Origin of the sequence: Thermococcus sp. 9N3 (assembly GCF_012027685.1) — an archaeon.
GTDB classification, from domain to species: Archaea; Methanobacteriota_B; Thermococci; order Thermococcales; family Thermococcaceae; genus Thermococcus; species Thermococcus nautili.
The window spans coordinates 1,092,465-1,107,880 of the sequence record NZ_SNUV01000001.1 but is presented as its reverse complement, the minus strand read 5'-3'; the positions used below and the strand labels follow the sequence as shown (position 1 = coordinate 1,107,880).

The 15,416-nt window shown below is 56.3% G+C and carries 15 protein-coding genes and 2 tRNA genes; 13 read left to right on the top strand and 4 right to left on the bottom strand.

Features of this window, described 5'->3' with window-relative positions:
- The first annotated feature begins 90 nt into the window (after positions 1–90).
- The gene (locus E3E30_RS06140; protein ID WP_167729009.1) at positions 91–1,428 is read left to right on the top strand and encodes an FAD-dependent oxidoreductase; all 1,338 of its coding nucleotides are present in this window, start codon (positions 91–93) and stop codon (positions 1,426–1,428) included.
- Between the two features lie 19 nt (positions 1,429–1,447).
- Here the strand turns inward: E3E30_RS06140 and E3E30_RS06135 are convergent, their stop codons facing one another.
- Both E3E30_RS06135 and E3E30_RS06130 read right to left on the bottom strand, forming a co-directional pair.
- Positions 1,448–2,929 (bottom strand): TROVE domain-containing protein, encoded by a 1,482-nt coding sequence (locus E3E30_RS06135; protein ID WP_167728750.1) that lies wholly within the window; start codon positions 2,927–2,929, stop codon positions 1,448–1,450.
- A gap of 587 nt (positions 2,930–3,516) precedes the next feature.
- Positions 3,517–3,594 (bottom strand) — tRNA-Arg (locus E3E30_RS06130).
- Between the two features lie 101 nt (positions 3,595–3,695).
- Here E3E30_RS06130 and E3E30_RS06125 point away from each other — a divergent pair.
- Positions 3,696–3,772, top strand: a tRNA-Gly gene (locus tag E3E30_RS06125).
- A gap of 78 nt (positions 3,773–3,850) precedes the next feature.
- Here the strand turns inward: E3E30_RS06125 and E3E30_RS06120 are convergent.
- Positions 3,851–4,921 (bottom strand): hypothetical protein, encoded by a 1,071-nt coding sequence (locus tag E3E30_RS06120; RefSeq protein ID WP_167728749.1) that lies wholly within the window; start codon positions 4,919–4,921, stop codon positions 3,851–3,853.
- A gap of 1 nt (position 4,922) precedes the next feature.
- Complete coding sequence (gene udp / locus E3E30_RS06115) at positions 4,923–5,756, bottom strand: uridine phosphorylase (RefSeq protein ID WP_167728748.1); 834 nt, start codon at positions 5,754–5,756, stop codon at positions 4,923–4,925.
- 63 nt (positions 5,757–5,819) lie between these two features.
- On the opposite strand from udp, the gene E3E30_RS06110 reads away from it, so the two are divergent.
- From E3E30_RS06110 to E3E30_RS06060, 11 genes are all read left to right on the top strand, one after another.
- The gene (locus tag E3E30_RS06110) at positions 5,820–6,872 is read left to right on the top strand and encodes a pyridoxal-phosphate dependent enzyme (protein WP_167728747.1); all 1,053 of its coding nucleotides are present in this window, start codon (positions 5,820–5,822) and stop codon (positions 6,870–6,872) included.
- 34 nt (positions 6,873–6,906) lie between these two features.
- Positions 6,907–7,782 carry an MEMO1 family protein gene (locus E3E30_RS06105; RefSeq protein WP_167729008.1) on the top strand — a complete coding sequence of 292 codons (876 nt, stop codon included), beginning with the start codon at positions 6,907–6,909 and terminating at the stop codon, positions 7,780–7,782.
- Between the two features lie 31 nt (positions 7,783–7,813).
- Positions 7,814–8,188 (top strand): nucleotidyltransferase domain-containing protein, encoded by a 375-nt coding sequence (locus tag E3E30_RS06100; RefSeq protein WP_167728746.1) that lies wholly within the window; start codon positions 7,814–7,816, stop codon positions 8,186–8,188.
- Positions 8,189–8,225: 37 nt separating this feature from the next.
- Positions 8,226–9,230, top strand: coding sequence for a mevalonate kinase (locus E3E30_RS06095; RefSeq protein WP_167728745.1), 1,005 nt, complete (start codon positions 8,226–8,228; stop codon positions 9,228–9,230).
- Complete coding sequence (locus E3E30_RS06090; protein ID WP_167728744.1) at positions 9,227–10,018, top strand: isopentenyl phosphate kinase; 792 nt, start codon at positions 9,227–9,229, stop codon at positions 10,016–10,018. Before E3E30_RS06095 ends, E3E30_RS06090 begins: the two co-directional genes overlap by 4 nt.
- A 50-nt stretch (positions 10,019–10,068) precedes the next feature.
- Positions 10,069–10,809 carry a hypothetical protein gene (locus tag E3E30_RS06085; protein ID WP_167728743.1) on the top strand — a complete coding sequence of 247 codons (741 nt, stop codon included), beginning with the start codon at positions 10,069–10,071 and terminating at the stop codon, positions 10,807–10,809.
- 32 nt (positions 10,810–10,841) lie between these two features.
- Positions 10,842–11,960, top strand: coding sequence for a type 2 isopentenyl-diphosphate Delta-isomerase (gene fni, locus E3E30_RS06080; protein WP_167729007.1), 1,119 nt, complete (start codon positions 10,842–10,844; stop codon positions 11,958–11,960).
- Positions 11,961–11,965: 5 nt separating this feature from the next.
- On the top strand, positions 11,966–12,262 hold the full coding sequence (locus tag E3E30_RS06075; protein WP_167728742.1) for a hypothetical protein: 297 nt from the start codon (positions 11,966–11,968) through the stop codon (positions 12,260–12,262).
- An 86-nt stretch (positions 12,263–12,348) separates the two neighbouring features.
- Complete coding sequence (locus E3E30_RS06070) at positions 12,349–13,692, top strand: RNase J family beta-CASP ribonuclease (protein ID WP_167729006.1); 1,344 nt, start codon at positions 12,349–12,351, stop codon at positions 13,690–13,692.
- Between the two features lie 67 nt (positions 13,693–13,759).
- Positions 13,760–14,791, top strand: coding sequence for a polyprenyl synthetase family protein (locus E3E30_RS06065; protein WP_167728741.1), 1,032 nt, complete (start codon positions 13,760–13,762; stop codon positions 14,789–14,791).
- Complete coding sequence (locus E3E30_RS06060) at positions 14,791–15,405, top strand: DUF3267 domain-containing protein (protein WP_167728740.1); 615 nt, start codon at positions 14,791–14,793, stop codon at positions 15,403–15,405. Before E3E30_RS06065 ends, E3E30_RS06060 begins: the two co-directional genes overlap by 1 nt.
- The last annotated feature ends 11 nt before the right edge of the window (positions 15,406–15,416 follow it).

Below are 15,416 nucleotides of genomic sequence, written 5' to 3'. Positions count from 1 at the left end.
CATTTCTCCCCCGAAAAGTGCTTACGTTGAGAACCGAAGGTTAAAGAAAGTGTTTAATAGTAGGGAGGCCTAATTCTTCCGGTGGTGCGAATGAAGTACGACGTCGTGATTATCGGAGCCTCCGCGGGAGGTATCACAACGGCCATCTCGGCCAAGAAGTTCTATCCGGACAAGAGCGTCCTCATCATCAAGAGGGAAAAGGTGGGCATGATTCCCTGTGGAATTCCCTACATCTTCGGAACCCTGAAGAGCGTTGACGACGACATACTGCCGGTTGAGAAGTTCCTTGAGCCCCTTGGCGTCGATATCCTGACGGACGAAGTTACAGACATCGACCCGAAGAGGAAGGTCGTCAGGACCAAGTCCGGAAAGGAGATAGCCTGGGAGAAGCTGGTCTTGGCGACGGGCTCGAAGCCTGCAAAGCCGGACTTTCCGGGCATTGACCTTGACGGAATATACACCGTTCCCAAGGACTACGAGTACCTCAAGAAGCTCCGCGAGAGGGTTGAGGAAGCCGAGAAAATCGTTATCGTCGGCGGTGGCTTCATAGCCCTGGAGGTTGGCGATGAGATAATGAAGCTCGGCAAGGACGTGACTCTGGTTGTCAGGAGCAGGCTTCTGAGGAGCTCCTTTGACCCGGAGTTCAGCGAGATGATTGAGGAGAGGCTGGAGGAAGTCGGAATAAACATTGCCTACGGACAGGTTGAGGGCTTTGCCGGGAACGGGAAGGTGGAGAAAGTCAAGCTCCTTGACGGAAGGGAAATCCCGGCCGATTTGGTTATCCTCTCCACAGGTTACCGGCCCAACGTTGAGCTGGCCGTTAAGGCCGGCCTCAAGGTTACTCGCTACGGGGTCTGGACCGACGAGTACATGAGAACCTCTCATCCCGACATCTTCGCCGTTGGAGACTGCGTGGAGCACAGGGACTTCTTCACGGGCAAGCCCTACCAGCTCATGCTCGCCTCTACGGCCACCTTCGAGGCGAGGATTGCAGGGGCAAATCTCTTCAAGCTCCAGATTGTCAGGGAGAACAGGAGGACTATAGGTGCCTACTCAACCCACATAGCTGGCCTCGCCCTCGCGGCGGCCGGTTTGACGGAGGAGCAGGCAAAGAAGGAAGGATTTGAGGTCATCGTAGGCTACGGCAAGGGCCCGGACAGGCACCCGGCGAAGTTCGCTGACACCTCGATGGTAACTGTAAAGCTCATCTTCTCCCGCGACAGGGGTGCGATACTTGGAGCCCAGATAGCCGGTGGCAAAAGCGTCGGCGAGATGATAAACATCCTCGCCCTTGCGATACAGAAGAGGCTCACGGCGAGCGAGCTCTACACCCTCCAGATAGCGACCCACCCGCTTCTGACGGCCTCGCCCGTCGGCTACCAGATACTCCAGGCGGCCGAGGATGCGCTGGCGAAGCTGAGAACGTGAGGGAAGAACAAAGGGGCATTTAAAGCGAAACCCTTTCGTTTATTATCTCAACTATTTTGTTTCCCTCTTCGAGGTACTTCACGAGGTCGAAGACCCTCTCGGTGAAGCCGCCGATGTAGATGTTCCTGACGTCGTGCTCCTCAAGGTAGACCTGGCCGTAGCCGGCCAAATCCCACGTGATGAGCCTCATCTCGGGGTTAATGCTCTTCCGGTATTTTCTCACGGCGCGCTGGAACGCGTCGTCGCCGTAGTTCTCGGAATAGACGACCATATCAGTGAGCACGAAAATCCTGTCGAAGTACTCTCCCTTCCGCAGGACTTCTCCCATAGGTTTGTAGGCGTAGGTGGCGTAGCCGACCCTACTCCTCAAGACGTCCTCCGCAGTTTCAAAGATGCTCTCTCCCTTTGGTATCCAGCGGTATTCGTCTGCGAATGCTACTATCGCCGTGTCGTACTTCTTGGCCAGTATCGCACCGTAGAAGGCGGCGACCATCTTCAGGGTTACCCCGCTCCTTCTGCTGAGGGGGAAATCCATCGAGCCGCTGACGTCGACGAGGACAAGGTTCCTCCCATTCAGCTCCGGGAGAGTCGCGGTACTCTGCTCTATGGCCTCTCTGAGGGCTTCAAGGGCGATATCCCTAAGCTCGGCCTGTGTGGGGGAGTTAATTTTCATCCCCTTCAGAGCGAAATAGGCGCTCAGGTAGCGGTATGGGTATACCTTCGCCCTGCGCATCTCCTTCGGGTCTGCAAGTATCTCCATGGCCCTCCTGAACTTCTCCCTGTCGACCTCATGCTCTATGAGGTTCCTAAGGTTCCTGAGGAGCGCGAAGACCTGCTTGTACCTGATGAACTCTTCGAGCACCTCGTCCCAGGTTTCCTTGGTGGAGCCCTGGGTGGAGACCTTGGCCTCCCACGTGCGGGTGTTCTTGAGCCTGCCCTCGATGAGCGCCTTGAAGGTCTCCTCCTGCTCCTTGTTCTTCGGCTTCGGGTGGGTGAGCAGGAGGGCGTCCTTGAGCTTAACCTGACAGCGGTCGCAACGGTACTTGGCGAGCTGGTAGCTGTCGAAGCGGGTGAAGCTGTTCCTTATAGCCTTCTTGAGGCTGTTGGGTATCGGCTTTCCGAAAAGGGCGAACTGCATGGCGAGGGCCTCGGTGAGCATATCCGGTCTCGTGAAGACCCTCTCGCCGACTTTCCGGGGTATGCCGGTGCCCTTGTACCTCTCGTGGTTGGCGAGAATGACAGTTCCGAGCGTTGGAAGGGAGCGGAGCAGGAGCTCCTCACGGGCGTAAACGATGAGTTTTGCCACAAACTCTGGGTTTGCCCTTATCGCTTTCTCAAACGCGTCCAAGAGCCCCTGAAAACCATCTTCAGCCCCGGTGTAGAACCTCGGTTCCCTCACGAGGTTGCTCGCGGCCCTGAGAAAGAGCTCGAGCTCCGGGCTCGGACGGTAGGTTCTCCCACCCTCGAAGTTGAGAAGCTCGGCCCTCCTGTTGAACTTCACCCTATCACCCCGGCGGAGAAAATCGGCGGGGGAGGGGGGCGAACCCCCACCGGCCCCTGGCCGGCGCCACTGCGAGGCGAAGTATCCCCCGCCTGCACTCCCGCCATGGTGGGTTAAACTTTGGGCTTTATAAACTTTACTGTGTCGAAAAGTAATAAGACGATAGCCGAACAGCGTTTAAGCTTTGAAATCCCTGGTGTTAAAGGTTGGGGGCGCCTCGTTTTCTGTCCGCTCGAACACCAGTGAGAATGGCGCTGAAGTTTTTGGGAAAAGCTTTACCAAAGAAACTTTGCCCGGCAAAGTTTCATCAAAGTTTGTGATTCTTTTCTCAAGGGTTTCTTTTGGAGTGTTTGCGCTTTTAATGGCTTTTGTAGGTTGTGAATTCTCCGGATTTTGAGAGCTCTCTCACGCGGGTTTACATTTTCCGCGCTCCAAAGGAGCGCCTCTTTGAAAAACCCCCTTGAATAGCTCTCTTAAAGAGAATTCTGCAGAGAAGATGACCGTTTGAAAATGCGAACTCCTTAGAATTGCCTTTTAGACAAGAATCACGAACCTTGGTCAAACTTCGCGAAGGAGAAGTTTGTAACTGGCGCCCCGGCGGGGATTTGAACCCCGGACCTCGAGGTCCGCAGCCTCGCGCCCTATCCAGACTAGGCCACCGGGGCACTGCCCGCTAACCCTTCTCGGAAACGCTTTATAAATTTAACCTTTCCCAAAGACCGAAAAATTTATAAATGCTCTCCGGATGAGTTAGTATCGGGCCTGTGCGGTGGTAGTCTAGCCTGGCTAGGACAGCGGCCTGCCACGCCGCTGGCCCGGGTTCAAATCCCGGCCACCGCACCACAAACTTCTTCTGGGGCTTCATCTCAAAACGAGTTCTCTCGGTCTGCTTTCTTCCGATAATAAAAAGAACGTTAGGTTTTAGCTCTCACTGGAGTTTTCAACGCTTTTTCCAAGCTCAAATAACTCTCTGGAAATCCTCCTCAGCCGTTCGTCGCCTTTTTTCTTAGCCTCCTCGAGCATCTCAAAGGCGAGGAACTTCAGAATCCTGCCCCGCTTCCATTCGTCAGTTGCCCATATCAGCGCGTTTCGTAGGAACTCCGTGTCAACTCCCCTCTCCTTGGTGACCTCGTAAGCCACCATCAGCCTCGTTGCCGGGTTGTGGGTCTTTTCGAGGTACTTCAAAACGAGCTCCGGACGGTCGAGGTTTTTCCTGGCCAATAGTGACCCCAGGACATCCGAAACTTCGAGCTCCCGAAATATTTCCTCCGCCCTGGACGTGTCTCCCGTTTCAAGGAGCTTCACGCCGATTTCCTCAAAGTAAAAGCTCCTGAAGGGCTCGGGAAGTCCCTTTGCGAGCTTCTCGGCTTCTTCAAGCTCACCGTCCTCGATGAGCTTTCTGATGTACTCGAACACGTAGTCCTCGGGCTCTGATTCCTCGCTTTCAAAAACCGGCTTCGGCGGTTCCCTCTTCGGCCCCTCCGCCGACCTGTCCACTACCCCGCTCATGACCTCTCCCTTAATCCGGTGGAGCACCGAGCCGGGCATCAGCTTGCCGTCCTTGTAGATGATTCCGTAGGGGAGGGGTTTGAGGTCCTCAAGGTCCCTCTCATCAAGTTTCAGGTCGCTCAATCGAATCTCAATACCTTTAGTCGCTATAGCCCTCGCCAGGAAATTGCTAACTGCCCGAAAGGCTTTCTTTCTCAGGAACGAGTTCCCAATCTTTCTCGCGGTTTCCAGGGCCTCTTTGAACTTCTCGTTCTTGGAAAAAATGTAGGCTAAGGAGCGAAGCGCCTCGTCCCTAACCGAGGGTTCCTCTATGGACAGTGCCACCTCAAGGGCCCTCTCCGGTTCATCCGCGAGGGCTTCTGCGACCCATCTCAGGGCGTAGGAGCGCCAGTAGGGGTCTTCTATCTTCCTTGCCTCTGCCTCTGCCCCCTCAACGTCCCCTTCACTGAGGAGTTGCCTGACGAGTAACAGCCTCTCGTCCATCTCAACCCCTCAGCCCGGGGAACCATACCTTCTTTCCTTTCTTTTCCTTCTCCTCGTCCCACTCGGCGAGTATCTTTACAGCCTCGCTCGCTACCAACGCCGCTTCCTTCTCTCCAGCCTTTCCGAACTCGTTCGTAACGCGGTTCGCAAAGACGGCGCACACGCAACCGGCCCTAAGCCCGTAGATGTTAGCCAGCGTGAACAGCGTGGCCGCTTCCATCTCGAAGTTCGTGACCCTTGCCTGCCTGAGGTCATCGAGGATGTTCCTCGCGAAGCTTGGGAAGTAGCCGTTCAGACCCGGCCTGCCCTGGCCAAGGTAGAAGCTGTCCGTCGAGGCCGTGATGCCGATGTGGTATCTAACGCCAAGGGTCTCAGCTGCCTCGATAAGAGCCAAAGTCACCTCAAGGTCCGCAACGGCCGGATACTCGACGCGGACGTACTGCTTTGAGGTTCCTTCAAGCCTCACGGCGGCCTTGGCTATAATCAGGTCACCTATCTCCATCCCCGGCTGGATTGCGCCGGTCGAACCGACCCTTATGAAGGTGTCGGCGCCTATCGCCGCGAGCTCCTCGATGGCGATGGCGGTCGAAGGCCCGCCTATTCCCGTCGAGGTGACGCTTATCGGAACGCCCTTGTATTTGCCGGTGTGCGTCCTGTACTCCCTGTGGAAGGCTATCTCCCTCGCTTCGTCCCAGAGGGAGCTTATCTTCGGCACTCTCTCCGGGTCGCCCGGCAGGAGAACGTAGCGCGCAACGTCACCGGGCTTGCAGGCTATGTGGTACTGGTAGCCTTCCTCGGTCTGTGGCCTTTCGGCTGAAATGAACTTCTCACCCATGGCAACCACCTTTTTAAGTTTCGATGTCCTTTATTCCACACCATCCCTAAAAAAGGTGATGCTATGCTGCGCTGTTCCCGTTGCGGGAGAACTTATCCAGAAACCTTTCGCCTTATCTGCGACTGCGGGGGAACGCTTCTCGTTGAGCGGAACTCAGATGCATTCACACCGGAGCCGTTCCTTGACGTGAGGCGTTACCGCAACCATCTGCCCGTTAACGGGGAAGTCGTCCCGGTTCCAGCGGTTACGCCTGTAAGCGGGCTCGAAATCAACGGCGTTAGGGCCTTCTTTAAGCTTGACTACCTCCAGCCGACCGGCTCATTTAAGGACAGGGGCACCTGGGTTACGGTTTCAAAGTTGCTCGACGAGGGCATCACAGAGGTCGTCCTCGATAGCTCCGGCAACGCCGCGCTGAGCTTCGCGCTCTACGGTCTTGCAAACGGAATCCGCGTTCATGCCTTCGTCTCCTACGATACGAGTCCCAGCAAGCTCTTGCTCCTCCCGGCGCTCGGTGCTGTTGTTCACTACGTTGACGGCGACAGAATGGCCGTCCACGAGCGCGCGGTCGAGTTCTCCGAGCGGAGCGGAATCACCTACGTCTCCCACTGGCTCAACCCCTACTTCCTGGAGGGCACCAAGACAATCGCTTTTGAGCTTTACGAGCAACTCGGAGTTCCCGACTGGATTCTTGCCCCGACCGGAAGCGGAACCCTCTTTCTCGGCCTCTGGAAGGGTTTCTCCGAGCTAAAAGCAATGGGGGAGATTGATAGACTTCCAAGGCTCGTTGCGGTTCAGGCTTCCGGCTACGAGAACCTCTGTGAGCGCTCGGCAGTGAAAAACACCCTCGCTGAAGGTATAGCCATTCCCGAACCGCCGAGACTCGACGAGATGAGAAAGGCTCTGAAAGAAACCGGGGGGCTCTGCGTGAGCGTTGACGAGCTTGAAACGATGGGCGCGCTCAGCTGGCTTAAGAGACACGGCTTTTTAGTTGAACCAACGTCTGCCGTTGTCCTCTCCGCGCTGTGGAAGCTCATTGAAACGGGTCTGGTTGAAAAAGGTGAACTCGTTGTTCTGCCCCTGACGGGGTCTGGACTTAAACTAACCCAAGGTATTTAAACTCTCGCGCCAACTAACTTCGGAGGTGATGGTGATGATAAGGTACCCTGCAGTCGCGGGAAGCTTCTATCCATCTGACGAAGCGCTCATCGAGATGTTAGAGGAGTTCTTCAGGGACCTCGGCGAGGAGGGAAGCGAGAGGAGGATAACGGCAGGAGTTGCGCCCCACGCGGGCTACGTCTTTTCAGGCTACACAGCATCGAGAACTTACAAGGCTATCTTCGAGGATGGCCTGCCAGATACCTTCGTAATCCTCGGGCCAAACCACACAGGCCTCGGCTCGCCGATAGCGGTCTATCCCGAGGGAGAGTGGCTCACCCCGCTCGGGAGCATCGAGGTCGATGCCGAGATGGCCAAGGCGATAGCAAAGCTCTCGGGCATAGCGGATTTGGATGAATTGGCTCATAGGTACGAGCACTCGATAGAGGTTCAGGTGCCCTTCATTCAGTATCTGGCAGAGCTCGCCGGAAAGAAAGTGAGAATCGTCCCCATAACCCTCGGCATCCAGGACGAAGATGTCTCAAGGGCCCTCGGAAAGGCGATATTCGAGGCGAGCGAGGAACTCGGCAGGGACGTCGTGGTCATAGCGAGCACCGACTTCATGCACTACGGACCTATGTACGGCTACGTGCCCTTCAGAGCCAGGGCCGACGAGCTTCCGCACAGAATAAAGGAGTGGGACTTCAGGCTGATAAGGAGAATCCTCGACTTTGACGTTGACGGTCTCTTCAGGGAGCTCCGCGAGATGAGGCACACGATGTGCGGGCCGGGGGCCGTTGGAACTGCCATAGTTTACTCCCGCCTCGCAGGGGCGCTTGAGGCTGAGCTTTTACACTACACAACGAGCTACGAGGTCAGCAGGAGCACCGAGGCTGTAGTCGGCTACGCGAGCATTGTGATGAGGAGGTGAAGTTTTAAGAGTTGCTAGCTTATTTTCTACCATGAACCTCGACGATGCCGTGAGAAAAATCCTCCAGCTCGGCGGTGACCGGGTGAAGTTCATCATCCTCTTCGGCTCCCGCGCGAGAGGCGAGGCGAGGAAGGACAGCGACGTCGATTTGTGCGTTTACTACGAGGGCACTCTTAGGGAGGCCTTTGAGTTCAGGATGCGGGTTCTTGGAGTTCTTCCGGAGGAATACGACGTTCAGATTTTCCAGCTCCTCCCAGTCTATCTTAAGAAGGAGTGCCTCAGGGGGAAGGTTCTCTTCTGCAGGGACGAGACGTTCCTCTACGACCTCGCCTACGAGACTCTAAAGGAGTGGGAGGACTTCAAGCGCTATTACTACGACTATCTCGGCCTGGAGGCGATAGAATGAGGGTTGAGCTGATAGAGAAACTCCTGGAGGGTCAAAAATGAGGGTTTTAGCTTCCGCTCCGGCTAAAATTATCCTATTCGGCGAGCACAGCGTCGTCTACGGCAAGCCAGCGATAGCGGCCGCGATAAACCTTAGAACATACGTGTGGGCTGAGTTCAACGAGAGCGGGGCGATAAAGATAGAGGCCAAGGACATACGCGTTCCCGGCTTAACCGTTTCCTTCTCCGAGGACGAGATTTACTTCGAGAGCGACTACGGCAAAGCAGCAGAGGTTCTCAGCTACGTCCGGCAGGCGATAGAGCTCGTGAGGGAGGAAGCGGACAAAAACGGGAAAGGAATCACCGTTTCGATAACGTCTCAGATTCCCGTTGGAGCGGGTCTCGGCTCATCGGCCGCGGTAGCGGTTGCCACAATCGGCGCGGTTTCAAGGCTCCTCGGCCTCGAGCTGACCAACGAGGAAATTGGAAAGCTCGGCCACAGGGTTGAACTCCTCGTTCAGGGAGCATCGAGCGGCATCGACCCGACGGTCTCGGCGATAGGTGGCTTCATCCACTACGAGAAGGGCAAGTTCGAGCATCTGCCCTTTATGGAGCTCCCAATAGTTGTGGGCTACACGGGCTCGAGCGGTTCGACGAAAGAACTGGTGGCAATGGTGAGAAGAACGAGGGAGGAGATGCCCGAGATAATCGAGCCTATACTCCTCTCGATGGGCAAGATTGTGGAGAGGGCGAGGGAAATCCTCCTCTCTGACCTTGACGAGAAAGTTCGCTTCGAGAGGCTTGGACGGCTTATGAACATCAACCACGGCCTCCTCGACGCCCTCGGCGTTTCGACCAAAAAGCTCAGCGAGCTGGTCTATGCGGCCAGAACTGCCGGGGCTTTGGGGGCCAAGATAACCGGTGCCGGTGGCGGCGGCTGTATGTACGCCCTTGCACCTGAGAAGCAGAGCGAGGTAGCTACTGCAATAACGATAGCGGGCGGAACGCCGATGATAACCGAGATAAGCAAGGAAGGCCTCAGGATAGAGGAGGTGATTCCGTGATAATCGTCAAGCTCGGTGGAAGCGTCTTCAGCGACAAATCCGGCGAGCCCGAGAACTTCAGGGAAAACGTCGTCCGCTCAATAGCGGGGGAGATTAAGGATTTTTACCCTGAGGAGGACTTCATAGTAGTCCACGGAGGCGGTAGCTTTGGGCATCCCTACGCCAAGGAATACAGAATCAGGGAGGGTCTCCTTGGGCTTTCGGAGGATGCATTGTTCTGGCGCAAGAAGGGGTTCTCCCTCACGCATCACGCCATGCTGAGGGCGAACATGAAAATAGTTGAAGCTTTTATTGATGCCGGCATCCCAGCAGTCTCGGTTTCAAGCTCCTCCGTGTTTCTCATGGACTCCGACAGGGTTGTATACGGCGACGTTGAGCCCGTGAGGAAGCTGATTGAAACAGGGTTCGTCCCCGTCCTTTTCGGCGACGTGGCGGTTGACCTCGCTCGGGGCGTTGATATACTCTCCGGCGACCAGATTGTTACATACCTCACCAAGCTCTTCAGGCCAAGGAAGGTAATCTTCCTGATGAGCGTTGACGGAATCTACGACGGAAAACCGGGCGAGGGTACCCTGCTCTTTGAACTTTCCCCGGACGAGATAGACAGCCTCATAGAGCGCCTCGCCGGGTCTGCGGGGACAGACGTAACGGGAGGAATAATAAACAAGCTGAGGGAAGCGAAGGAGATAGCACGGTTCTCAGAGGTGTGGTTCGTCAACGGGCTCGTCCCAGGCAGGCTGAGCGGGGCCATCAGGGGAGACGGTTTCGGCACGAGGATTGTGCCTTAGCCGGGGCGAAATCTTTTTATTTTCCTTTGATATTGGTAACTCTGATAACTATGTTGCGTAAGATATTGGCCTTTGTGGTGCTCTTCATCATCGCCCTCTGGGGACTTCAGAAGGCATCTTCCAGTGGCTACCTGAGCGCTTTCGATGCATCTCCCGGAGACCTGAACCTGAGCGTTAGGTTGGAGAACAATACCGTCACCGTTGAATGGGAGCTCCGGGGTGGGGGCCTCGTTAGAGCTCTCGCCGGAGGAAGGGACGCGGTTATTCTGGTTTATCCCGGCTGGGTGGAGAACAACGATTCGTGGCTTGTGCTGGGCGATGTCAGAAACCTGTCCGTGACATTGGGCGGTGGAAACCCGAGGAACCTCACCGTTATCTACTATCCGTTCCAGGTCTTGGCTTCCAACGGGAGCGCTCAGGCCAAATTGAGGGTCTTTGCGGTTCCCATCGGCTTTCCATCAACGGTTCAGTCCGGAAAAATCGAACTTAAACTGGTAACCTACTACGGAACCTGCAACAACGTTACCCTCAATGTGATTTACTTCCACAGCACTGGCAAAGGGGATTACCGAGACCTCGTGCTCCCCCTCTCTGTTGATTTTGGCGAGAGGTTTCCTATACTCCCGGGTTTCAGGTCGAGGTTTAACCTCACAATCGGGGCCTCTAAAATGCCGAACTTCCTCAGCTCGGCCGTGAACGCCCATTACCTTGGCAACTGGATTGACGACCCGAAGGGCTGGCTGGTCGTGAAAACCGTGAACGTCACCGTCTGCCCACCCAAAACCTCTTAACTTTTTCCGCCTTCTCTTCCCCGGTGGTCGTGATGGAGGCTTTTGATAAGGAAGAGCTCACTATCATCCGGAAGTTTGAGCACATAGAGCACTGCCTCAAAAGGAACGTTCAGGCCCACGTGAGCAATGGTTTTGAGGACGTGCATTTCGTCCACATGAGCTTGCCCGAGATTGACAAGGACGAAATTGATTTGAGCGTCGAGTTCCTCGGGAGGCGCTTTGACTACCCGATTTTCATAGCGGGAATGACCGGCGGGACCAAGGGCTCCCAGCTCGCCGGGAGGATAAACAAGACCCTCGCGAAGGCGGCGCAGGAGCTCAACATACCGATGGGCGTCGGTAGTCAGAGGGCGATGATAAGGAAGCCTGAAACCTGGGAGAGCTACTACGTCCGCGATGTCGCTCCAGACGTCTTCCTCGTCGGCAACCTCGGGGCACCTCAGTTCTCCGAAACCATTCCGGAGCGCTACGGCATCGAGGAGGCTTTGAAGGCCGTCGAGACGATTGGGGCGGACGCTCTGGCGATACATATGAACCCCCTGCAGGAGAGCGTCCAGCCCGAGGGGGACACGCAGTACAGGGGCGTTCTCAAAGCTCTGGCGGAGCTCAAGGCGGAGTTTCCATACCCGATAATAGCGAAGGAAACAGGAGCGGGGGTTTCCAAGGAGGTCGCGGTCAGGCTTGAGAGCATTGGAATTGACGCCATAGATGTCGGCGGCCTCGGCGGGACAAGCTGGAGCGGCGTCGAGTACTACCGCGCGAAGGACGAGCTTGGTAGGAACCTTGCCCTCAGGTTCTGGGATTGGGGAATTAAGACCGCTATAAGCGTCGCCGAGGTTCGCTACTCCACAGACCTGCCGATTATAGCCACCGGCGGAATGCGCGACGGGATAACGATGGCCAAGGCTTTGGCGATGGGTGCGACCTTTGCTGGAGTGGCTTTGCCCCTTCTCAAGCCCGCGGTGAAGGGCGACGTTGAGGGCGTCATCAAAATCCTGAGGCGCTACATCGAGGAGATAAGGAACGCGATGTTCCTCGTCGGTGCCAGAAACGTTGAAGAGCTGAGAAGGGTCCCGCTCGTTATCACGGGCTTCACGAGGGAGTGGCTGGAGCAGAGGATTGACCTTTCCAGCTATCTGCGCGCCCGGTGAGAAAGGTGAGGCGTCTCCTTTCCCGTGCATTTTCTTTCCTTGAAGGCTTTCTCATAGTGCTAACGCCCCTGACGGCGGTTGCCGGCATAATCCTTTCCTTTCTGGCCTCTCTGTTTAGAGTCTGGGAGCCCGGAAAAGACGGGCCGGCTTTTCTGCTCGGGGCCGTATCGGGCTCGACCGTTGCCATCTCGCTCTGGGGGAGGGGCTGGTTCTCACTCTGGGGTTCCCTGGGGCTGATTCCTCTGGCTTTCGTCCTGGCGGTTTTTGTCGGGTCGTTGCTCTCGCTGAGGTCGCCGAGGTGATGCACACCTTTTTAAACCCTCGTTCAGAGTAATGCCCAACGCAGCCCCGCGCCTCAGGAGGGGCCCGGGGCGGGAGGATGATTGAGATGATAAAGGTCTACACAATCAGCGGTTACGAGGAAGTCGGCAAGAACATGACGGCCGTTGGCTACTCCGACGGCAGAAGGGAAGAGGTAGTGATAATAGACATGGGCATCATGCTCGACAGGGTGATGATTCACGAGGACACGAGCATCCAGAAGTTCTCCGACAAGGAGCTCCAGAAGCTCGGCGCTATTCCCGACGACAGGATTCTCTGGAAGAGCCGGAACAAGAAGGTCGTCGCAATAGCCCTCACCCACGGCCACCTCGACCACATCGGCGCGATAGCCAAGCTCGCCCCGCACTACCCGGACACGCCCGTCTACGGGACGCCCTACACGATTAAGCTCGCCAAGGGCGAAGTCAAGAGCGAGGAGTACTTTGAGGTCAAGAACCCGATGTACGAGACCGAGTTCGGTGAAATAGTCCAGGTGAGCGAGAACATCGCGATAGAGTTCATCCGCATCACCCACTCGATTCCGCAGGCGGCCATGGTGGCCATCCACACCCCAGACGGGATAGTCCTTCACACCGGCGACTTCAAGTTCGACAACAACAACCCGCTCGGCGAGAGGCCCGACTACAAGCGCCTCAAGGAGCTCGGGAAGGAGGGCGTCAAGGTTCTCATTGCCGAATCCACGCGCGTCGCGGAGCCGACGAAGACGCCGAGCGAGGCAGTGGCTCAAATGCTCCTCGAGGACTTCTTCCTCTACGAGGGCATGGATGAGAAGGGATTGATAGCGACAACCTTCGCGAGCCACATCTTCCGCCTCCAGGAGCTAATTTGGATAGCCAACAAGATGGGCAGACAGGCCGTTTTGGTTGGCCGCTCCCTCGCGAAGTACACGGGCATAGCGAAACAGCTTGGGTTGATAAAGATGAAGGGAGCAAGAGCCGTCAGAAGTCCCAACGCCGTCAGGAAGGTCCTCAAAGAGGTATCGCAGGCGAGGGAGAACTACCTCCTCATCGTTACAGGCCATCAGGGCGAGCCCGGAGCGGTATTGACCAGAATGGCGGACGGCGAGCTCTACGACATCGGCAAGGACGACACCGTCGTCTTTTCAGCCGGAACGATACCGAACCCGCTCAACTACGCCCAGCGCTACAAGCTCGAAACGAAGCTCAGGATGAAGGGCGTCAGAATGATTAAAGACCTCCACGTTTCCGGCCACGCAAGCAGGGAGGACCACCGCTACCTGATAAGGCTCCTCAACCCCGAGAACATCGTCCCGGCCCACGGCGAGTTCAGAATGCTCACCCACTATGCAGAGCTGGCCGAGGAAGAGGGCTACATGATTGGAAAGGACGTCTTTGTGTCGAGGAACGGCTACATTGTCGAGATTCCGTGAGGGCAAAGCTGATAAAGACTTTCCACTTTTTCCCTTTGATTGCTTTCATCGCTCACGGGGTGGTAGCATGGGAAAGTATGATGAACTCTTCGGCAGGGTTAAAACCATGGCGAAGGCCGTTGACGAGAAAATCTTTGAGCTCATCCCTGAGAGGGAGCCCAAAAACCTCTACGACGCGGCAAGGCATTACCCGCTCGCCGGTGGCAAGAGGGTTCGCCCCTTCGTCGTTCTCCGGGCAACGGAGGCCGTTGGCGGCGACCCAGAGAAGGCGCTCTATCCAGCGGCCGCGGTTGAGTTCATTCACAACTACTCCCTCGTCCACGACGACATAATGGACATGGACGAGTTAAGGCGCGGAAGGCCGACAGTCCACAAGGTCTGGGGCGTCAACATGGCGATTTTGGCAGGCGATTTGCTCTTCAGCAAGGCCTTCGAGGCAGTAGCCAGGGCTGAGGTAAGCCCCGAAAAGAAGGCGAGAATCCTTGAGGTTCTCGTGAAGACCTCAAACGAGCTCTGTGAGGGTCAGGCGCTTGACATAGAGTTTGAGACGAGGGACGAGGTAACAGTTGACGAGTACCTCAGGATGATTAGCGGTAAGACCGGGGCGCTCTTCGACGGCTCGGCAACGATAGGCGCAATCGTCGGGACTGAGGATGAGGAGTACATAAAGGCCCTCTCAAAATGGGGAAGGAACGTGGGAATAGCCTTCCAGATATGGGACGACGTGCTCGATTTAATAGCCGACGAGGAGAAGCTTGGAAAGCCCGTCGGAAGCGACATAAGGAAGGGCAAGAAGACGCTCATAGTCAGCCACTTCTTCCAGCACGCGAGCGAGGAGGACAAGGCCGAGTTCATGAAGGTCTTTGGAAAATACGCGGGAGACGCCAAGGGTGATGCCCTCATTCACGACGAGAAGGTGAAGGAGGAAGTTGCCAAGGCCATCGAACTCCTCAGGAAGTACGGTAGCATAGAATACGCCGCTCAGTACGCCAAGAACCTTGTGAAGGAAGCCAACGAGGCGCTCAAGGTTCTCCCCGAGAGCGAGGCGAGGAAAGACCTTGAACTCCTCGCCGAGTTCCTGGTGGAGAGGGAGTTTTGATGGGAGAGTTCCGGCTCTCCGATTATTCCTCTGACTTCCTTACCCTCTCCCTTCTGCTCCTCATAGGTTCTGCCTTTACGGTTCCATGGGTTGAAGTTTCGGTAAGCTCGCTCCGGGATTTTGTCTACTACCTCATCCTTCCCTGGGTCGTCGTAATACCTTTCCACGAGGGCCTTCACGCGCTCGTTGCCAGGCTCTTCGGTGCGAGGGTGAGGTTCGGCGTCACAACCTTTGGAAAGCTCATCGTCGCACCCTACACTGCAGTTGAAACACCCCTAACCGCGAGACGCTTTATCGCCGTTACCCTTGCGCCGCTTTCCTTATCTCTCATCGCGCTCGCCCTCGCGTGGCTACTCCGCTCAGACTTCTGGGCTCTCGTTTACATCTTCAACACCGCGGGAATGGCGGGGGACTTCATCGTTACCCTCGCGCTCCTCGGACTTTCCCCAGACACGGAAGTAGTTGACCGCGGCGAGGCGCTCGTTTCCAGCTCGGGCACTCTGGAGCCCTACCCGAGATGTGTTTCAAAGGCCCTTAGGGTTGTCCTCCTCGCGGTTCTACTAATACTCATCGCCCGCGCCCGAGTCGAGGTCGTTGTGGAGAACAGTCCGTAGATACTTTTAAA